The sequence below is a fragment of the uncultured Campylobacter sp. genome (genome assembly GCF_963517995.1).
In the GTDB taxonomy this organism is placed as follows: domain Bacteria; phylum Campylobacterota; class Campylobacteria; order Campylobacterales; family Campylobacteraceae; genus Campylobacter_A.
In genome coordinates this window covers 1-6,841 of record NZ_CAUQHQ010000121.1, presented here as the reverse complement: position 1 = coordinate 6,841, position 6,841 = coordinate 1, and the positions used below count along the sequence as shown (strand labels likewise).

Sequence of the window (6,841 nt, the reverse complement as noted above, 5' to 3'; positions counted from 1 at the left end):
CACTAACGCTAATGTCAAATTTCAATTAAGCGAGGCTATAAAAGTAGAAAAAACATACGACTCAAACGGCTCAAAAGACCCTTATCTGGCGCTTTTGAGAGTAAGTAAAGTCATATATGACGAATACATGGACTTTAGCGGTACAGTACTAGTCTGCGAGTTTTATAAAAATTTCAAAGGACAAACGATACTAGCCGATAAGAAGGTGCTAAAAATACGAAAATATCTGGCGAAAAAGAGATACTTGACGATACGGAGTTTAACGACGAATTTCGCGTATTTACCGACGACAAAATAGAAGCGCGCTACCTCTTAAGCCCCGGTTTTATGCAACGCCTGCGCGAGGTTAAGCAGGGTTTTGGCAGCACCGTGTCGCTAAGCGCGGCATTTATGGATGATAAATTTTATCTCTTTTTAAACGGCGCAAAAAACCGTTTTGAAAGTTCGCTATTGGACCCGCCGCTAAGCCTTTCTGACGCACAGGCCATAAAAGACGAGATATTGCGGCTGTTACGCGTCATAGACGAGTTAAATTTAAGCCTTGACGTTTATAAATAATTTTGCTTGGACGGTAAATTTTGCCGACTATGAGCTTAAAATTTGAGCGTAAATTCGCTCAGATTAAACGCGCAAAACTTCGCAACGCTGCGCGAAATCAGTCGCTCGTAGCGAAGCCTATTTTCAAATTTAACGGCACCAACCTAAAAATAAACACAGTCGGCGCTTGCCTGCAAATTTGAGCCGAATTTACAAAATATCCCTCTGCCCTTTAGCATTTACCGGGCTTAGCACGCCCATTTGCTCCATCTGTTCTATGATCGTAGCCGCGCGGTTGTAGCCGATTTTTAGACGTCTTTGAAGGTAGCTGATAGAGGTTTTTTGCTCGCTTAGAACGATCTCTTTGGCCTCCTCGTAGAGCTCGTCTAGCTCGCCCGCGATCGCAGTACCGCCGCCTGCGCCTCCGCTAGCGCCCTCCTCTGCTAAAAATCTCTCGTCGTAGACCACCTCTTGCTGCGCTTTTAGGAAATTTACGATCACGTCGATCTCTTTTTCGCTAGCAAAGGGCGCGTGAAGCCTGATTACGCCGGGACTTCCGGGAGGCGTAAATAGCATATCGCCACGTCCTAGCAAGCTCTCTGCGCCCATTTGATCTAGGATTACTTTACTATCGATGCGCTGACCGACGCGGTAGCTGATGCGGCTAGGTAAATTTGCCTTGATTAGTCCCGTTACAACGTCCACGCTGGGGCGCTGGGTAGCGACGATGAGATGTATGCCGCTGGCCCTGGCCATCTGCGCTAGACGCCCGATGTATAGTTCCACGTCCTTGCCGCTAGTCATCATGAGATCGGCTAGCTCGTCGATGATAACGACGATGTAGGGAAACTGCTCGCCGCCTTCTTCTTTCATTTTTTCATTGTAGCTTTCGATGTTTTTCGTGCGCGTGTGGCTCATTATCTTGTAGCGGCGCTCCATCTCGGCGACCATGTTTGATAGCGCGGTGATGGCCTGCTTGGCCTGCGTGATGACGGGCGTTAGTAGGTGCGGGATGTCGTTATAGATGCTAAATTCCAGCATCTTTGGATCTATCATCATCAGGCGCAGCGTCTGCGGACTGTTGCGATATAGCAGGCTTAGCAGCATCGCGTTTATGCCTACGCTCTTACCCGAGCCCGTCGTTCCCGCGATTAGCAGGTGAGGCAGCTTTTTTAGATCGGTGATAAAAGGCGCGCCGACGATATCCTTGCCTAGCGCGATAGTTAGCGGACTGCTCGAGTTTTTAAAGACTTCGCTATCTAAAATTTCTTTTAGGTAGATGGTTTCGATATTTTGGTTAGGCACCTCGATACCTACTACGTCCTTGCCCGGTATGGGCGCTTGGATGCGGATAGTCTGCGCGCGCAGAGCCATAGCTAGATCGTCTTGCAGTGTTAAAATTTTACTCACTTTGATATGCGGCGCGGGGCGAAACTCAAACGTCGTAACGATCGGACCCGTATATGTTCGCACGACGTCGCCGTCTATTTTAAATTTACGCAGTTTATCGAGCAGATCGGATATCTTTTGATCGATCTCGGCTTCATTTACGCTGTTTGAGCGCCTAGGCGGGTCGGCTAAAAATTTAAGCGGAGGCAACGCAAAATCCTTAGGCTTTTCGACCTTGCCTTTTTCCATTTGTTCGAGTAGTTTTTTGTTTTCGGCGACTTCGTTTAGGATCTCGACGCCGTTTATGGTAACCGCCCCCGTCTCGTTAGCTTCTAAATTTAGCTCGCCTTCATCTGATTCGTCTGATTCGTCGTTACCGAAATCTTGCGCTTCATCTTCCAAATTTTCATTATTTTCATCGCCCAAATTCGCCTCGTTCGTTGCTTTTTGCTTCTTAATTCGTTTAGGTTTTTTTTGCGATTTGGGCTTAAGCTCGGCCGCGTTTTCAAATTTATATTCGCTGGCACTAGGTTCTACAAATGCCTTTTTTAGGATAGCTAGGATGTTATCTTGCGCGATGAGACCAAAGCTAAGCACAAAAAGCATCACAATAAAAACCCACATACCTATCACGCCGATAACGTCTTTTAGCGCCTCGTTTGCGCTATTTGCTACTAGTCCGCCGTAGATAGCATTTGAGCCTGATTGAAACATCAAAAACGCCAAAAAAAGCAGCGCCGCTCCGAGCGCGGTTTGGGCGAATTTTGCGTCAAAGCCGTCAAAATATTTGTAAATATAATACGCAAAAAATATAAAAACAAACGGATAAACGTAAGCTATAAAGCCAAAAAGCTTGAAATTCCAAAGCCCGATCGCGTTGCCGAAGCTCCCGACGAAATTTGCCGCAGGCGCGATGGTAGCAATCCCGAAAAATATCAGAAAACAAACGACTATAACTAAAACCGATTCTCTTAAAATGGCGCGTCCTTTAAATTCGGTAAATTTAAATTTACGGGAGGACGAATTACGAAGCCGAATTTATCAAATTTGACTCCATTTCGCTCCGCCCGCTTTGATAACGAAACTTTAATAAAACGGTAGATTATAGCGAGTTTTTACATATAGTTTAATAACGAAAGCTGGTTTATCTTAGCCACGGACTGCAACATCGCCTGATAAGACATCATTTTTTGCATTAGATTCATATAGGTCTCGCCGTAGTCGGCATTCGTGATGTCGGCCTTGACGGTTTTTACGTTTACTTCCATTACGCTAGCGTGCGTGTTGGTTTGCGTTAGCGTGTTTGTTTGGTTGCCTACTTTAGTATGGATTTTATTTACGTGATCGGCGATATGGTCTAGTCTCTCGATCGCGCCTTGTATACCTGAGTTACGCGGATACTCGCTCTGGCTATCGGCGCGGTACTGACCGCTTCTAACGGCCTCTATCATCCTATCTAAATCCGCAAAAATATCCACGCTCGGGCTATCTATCTCAACGCCGTTGTTTGCAGAAAAGCTCCACAGCGAACCCTTGCCCTGGGATGTAGCCGGCGTAGCTCCGGTACTGTCTCCGGCAAATTTATCGGCATTTACCTCGTCGTATATGCCTACTTTTATCGGAGTGACTGCGTTTTGCTTATCGGTTACTTTTATGCGGCCTCTATGATCCATATTTGCTTCAACGCTGCCTTGCGAATTTGCGATAGCTTGTTTGTAGGCTTCGTAGTCAGTCTGGGCGCTACCGCCGGCTCCTGCAGGGACGCTATCGCTAGCGACCATACCGATGATGTCGTTTAGCTGCCTAAAAGTCATATTTTTTGACTGCGTATCTCTGCCCTCTGTAGTCGGCGGATTGGTCGTGTCGTTATAAAAACTATCCCAAACCTTCGTCGTATACGTAGTTCCATCCGGCCTAGTGATTTTGACCGTAGCGTCGCCAGAAGCCGTCGGAGGAGAGCCTGCGCCGAATTTTACGTCCACTTTATAGTTTCCGCCGCTTCTGGATTTTATCTGCATTTTTAGAGTTTGGTCGTTTATGTTGTACTTATCTCGCTCGCCGTCGTATAAATTTTTAGCTCCGACGACTTGGCTTAGAGTCGTGTTATCGTCGGCAAATTTACCGCTGCCGCGCTCTACTTGCGATACGGTACCCACTAGATTTCTACCTTCTTGCTTTAAATTTATCTTGTCGTAGTCGTAAGCGTTCGTGACGGCGCCGCCTAGGTCTTCATATTTGCTTTTTACAAATTCCGTGATTTCATAGTCGCTAGGGTTTGCGCGTACCTTAGCCTCAAGCGAGTTTGCGCCGCTAGTTAGGCTATCGACCGAATCAAACTCGCCTGAGGCGGCGCTAATGTTAGCGGATGTTAGATCCTCTGCCTTATTTAGTTTTTTCGTCGCCGCTATCATGTGAAAATCGATAACCTGATTGCCTTTACTTAGGTCTTTTACGTTGATTTGACCTTGGTTGTTTATCGTTACTTCGACGACTTTATTAGTCGGCGTGTTGCCGTATTCGGTGCCGATTTTTTCTAGCAGATCGTTTATCGAAGCATCCGACGTCATCTTAAATTTACTCGTAAAGCTCGTACCGTTTGGTTTTTTGCCCTGCAAGAAAAAAGTAGTCTTTTGAAACTCTCGCGCGCCGGTGCCGGTAAAATCTTGATTAGTTAGAGTCTTTTCGTCTTTTACGTATTTAAAGCCGATTAGATCGCGCATTTTGTGCTCGCTATCGATATAAACGGTCTTGTTTCTGTCGTCTAAATTTTGCGCTTTTAGCATCGTGTTGGAGGTGATTTTTTTATTATAATCGCCGTCTTTGCCCAGAAACAGCTCCTGCCCATTTTGGTTGTAGGTCAAATTTACCTGAGCTCCGCCTACGGCTTTCATCGCCTGCGCATTGCCGAAATACTCGTTCGTATCGCCGTTTATAGGTTTTGTATTTATAGCGCTTCCGGCAAATAAAAACTGCCCGTTTATCGAGGTGTTTGCGATATTTACCAGGTGATTTTTGATACCTTGAAGGTCGTTTGCGATGGCTTCTCGCGAAGTTTGCGAGTGGATTTCATTGGCGCCTTGAACCAGCTTTGTTTTAAAATTTTCAAGTTGCTGCTTAAATTCGCCCAAAGCCTTGTCGGTATTTTTTGAAAAGTGCTGCGCCTTAGACGTCGCCGTTTGCACCTGTTCAAGCGTCGCAACCTCGTAATCAAGCCTCATGCCGTCGTTATAAACGCTGCTATCCTCGAAAGAATTTTGGATTTTTAGACCGCTTGAAATTTGCGTGTTTAGCTTGTGTAGCGCTTTCATATTTGTCTGATAGTCGTAGTTATTCGTAAATTTCATCAACTGATTCGTCATTCTCATCGCATTTTCCTTAAATTTAATCAAACTCTTGCAAGCAAATAAAGTTCCACTCGCTATATCGTCAAATTTCGAAATTTATTTAGTTTTAGATATGATTTTGCCAAATTTAAGGAGCATAAATGAAAATACTCTTTTCGCCTAGCGAAGCCAAAACCGCCGTGAGTTCAAACAAATTTATAGATAAGGACGACTTTATTTTTCCGAATTTATACGAAAAGCGGTGCGAAATTTTAAAAATCTACGATGATTTTTTACAAAAGGCTACCGTTGAAAAAATCTCAAAACTTTTCGGCATGAAAAATTTGACCGATGAGCCTAGCTTGCGCGAAAGCCTCTTTAAAAAAGGCGCGGTAAAAGCCGTCTTGCGCTACGACGGAGTAGCCTACAAGCACCTTGACTACCGCAGCCTTGATAGCGTGGCGCAGGAATTTATAGATAAAAATACGCTGATTTTTTCAAATTTATTCGGCCCCGTGACTGCGGCGGATATGCTGCCTGAATACAAACTAAAGCAAGGCGAGCGCATAGACGGGTTAAATTTGGAGGAGTTTTATAGGCAAAATTTTAGCGGCGAGATAGATGAGTGGCTTGGAGATGACAATATTTTAGACCTTAGGGCTGAGTTTTACGAGAAATTTTACCACATACGAAAACCGTTTGCGACCTTTAAATTTCTAAAAAACGGTAAAGTCGTCAGCCACTACGCCAAAGCTTACCGCGGGATAGTTTTGAGGCAAGTAGCGCAAAACGGAGTGAAAAATTTTGACGAGCTTTGTAAAATGGACATAGAAAATTTGCGCCTCATAGACGTTAAAAAAACGGGACTAAAAAGCGAATTTTTGGTGCAAATCGTCTAAAATTCGCCGTTTTTTGCCGAATTTACGTAAAAATCGTTAAATTTTCGGCTAAAAACTATTGTATTTTTTAGAAAAACGTTGTAAAATGCGCGCATACCACTTCATTATTAAGGATTATTCCATGAAAAAAGCTGATTTCATTCAAGCTGTCGCCGATAAGGCCGGTCTTTCTAAAAAAGATTCTCTGAAGGCGGTTGATGCTGCGCTAGAAACCATTGAAGAGGTTCTTAAAAACGGCGATAGCATTAGCTTCATAGGCTTTGGTACGTTCGGTACTGCAGAAAGAGCCGCTAGAAAAGCTAGAGTGCCTGGAACGGACAGAACCATCGATGTTCCTGCTAGCAAAGCAGTTAAATTTAAAGTCGGCAAAAAACTAAAAGAAGCCGTCGTAGCAGGCGCAGGCAAAAAAGCTAAAAAGAAATAATTTCTTTTTTATGGAAGCTTAAATTTGAGCTTCCATATTCTTTTAATCTCTTTTTTATATCTTTCAAGGTAAAATCTCGATTTTCTTAGCCCGAGTGGTGAAACTGGTAGACGCGCCAGACTCAAAATCTGGTAAGGGCAACCTTGTGTCGGTTCGAGTCCGACCTCGGGCACCATTATACTACTTCTTAAAACTTCCCAAAACTTCCAAAAGCATAAAAAAGCCCCGATATAGACGGATTTTAAAGATATTTTTGCGTATATTTAAAA

The 6,841-nt window shown here is 44.2% G+C and carries 6 protein-coding genes, 1 tRNA gene and 1 pseudogene; 6 read left to right on the top strand and 2 right to left on the bottom strand.

What is annotated here, in order from left to right; all coding sequences use genetic code 11:
* Window positions 1–298, top strand: a pseudogene (locus tag RYL88_RS10495) (hypothetical protein); the annotation flags it as partial.
* Window positions 223–558: a DUF3137 domain-containing protein gene (locus tag RYL88_RS10490; protein ID WP_314991129.1), complete on the top strand. Its 336-nt coding sequence runs from the start codon at window positions 223–225 to the stop codon at window positions 556–558. The pseudogene RYL88_RS10495 and the gene RYL88_RS10490, both read left to right, overlap by 76 nt.
* Window positions 559–747: 189 nt before the next feature.
* Here the strand turns inward: RYL88_RS10490 and RYL88_RS10485 are convergent, their stop codons facing one another.
* Window positions 748–2,865, bottom strand: a complete 2,118-nt coding sequence (locus RYL88_RS10485) for a DNA translocase FtsK (RefSeq protein WP_314991127.1) — start codon at window positions 2,863–2,865, stop codon at window positions 748–750.
* On the opposite strand from RYL88_RS10485, the gene RYL88_RS10480 reads away from it, so the two are divergent.
* The gene (locus tag RYL88_RS10480; RefSeq protein WP_314991125.1) at window positions 2,780–2,977 is read left to right on the top strand and encodes a hypothetical protein; all 198 of its coding nucleotides are present in this window, start codon (window positions 2,780–2,782) and stop codon (window positions 2,975–2,977) included. The two genes, RYL88_RS10485 and RYL88_RS10480, sit on opposite strands and share 86 nt — an antisense overlap.
* A 64-nt stretch (window positions 2,978–3,041) precedes the next feature.
* Here RYL88_RS10480 and RYL88_RS10475 read toward each other — a convergent pair whose 3' ends face one another.
* Window positions 3,042–5,291 carry a flagellin gene (locus tag RYL88_RS10475; protein WP_314991123.1) on the bottom strand — a complete coding sequence of 750 codons (2,250 nt, stop codon included), beginning with the start codon at window positions 5,289–5,291 and terminating at the stop codon, window positions 3,042–3,044.
* Window positions 5,292–5,410: 119 nt separating this feature from the next.
* Here RYL88_RS10475 and RYL88_RS10470 point away from each other — a divergent pair, with 119 nt between their 5' ends.
* The 3 genes from RYL88_RS10470 to RYL88_RS10460 all read left to right on the top strand — a co-directional run bounded on the left by RYL88_RS10470 (window position 5,411) and on the right by RYL88_RS10460 (window position 6,747).
* Window positions 5,411–6,148 carry a YaaA family protein gene (locus RYL88_RS10470; protein WP_314991121.1) on the top strand — a complete coding sequence of 246 codons (738 nt, stop codon included), beginning with the start codon at window positions 5,411–5,413 and terminating at the stop codon, window positions 6,146–6,148.
* Window positions 6,149–6,269: 121 nt separating this feature from the next.
* On the top strand, window positions 6,270–6,572 hold the full coding sequence (locus RYL88_RS10465) for an HU family DNA-binding protein (protein ID WP_314470295.1): 303 nt from the start codon (window positions 6,270–6,272) through the stop codon (window positions 6,570–6,572).
* Between the two features lie 88 nt (window positions 6,573–6,660).
* Window positions 6,661–6,747 (top strand) — tRNA-Leu (locus RYL88_RS10460).
* Window positions 6,748–6,841 lie beyond the last annotated feature (94 nt).

Coding starts and splice junctions, on each gene's coding strand:
- RYL88_RS10475 (WP_314991123.1), bottom strand. CDS start 5,291: ATGAGAATGACGAATCAGTTGATGAAATTTACGAATAACTACGACTAT.
- RYL88_RS10470 (WP_314991121.1), top strand. CDS start 5,411: ATGAAAATACTCTTTTCGCCTAGCGAAGCCAAAACCGCCGTGAGTTCA.
- RYL88_RS10465 (WP_314470295.1), top strand. CDS start 6,270: ATGAAAAAAGCTGATTTCATTCAAGCTGTCGCCGATAAGGCCGGTCTT.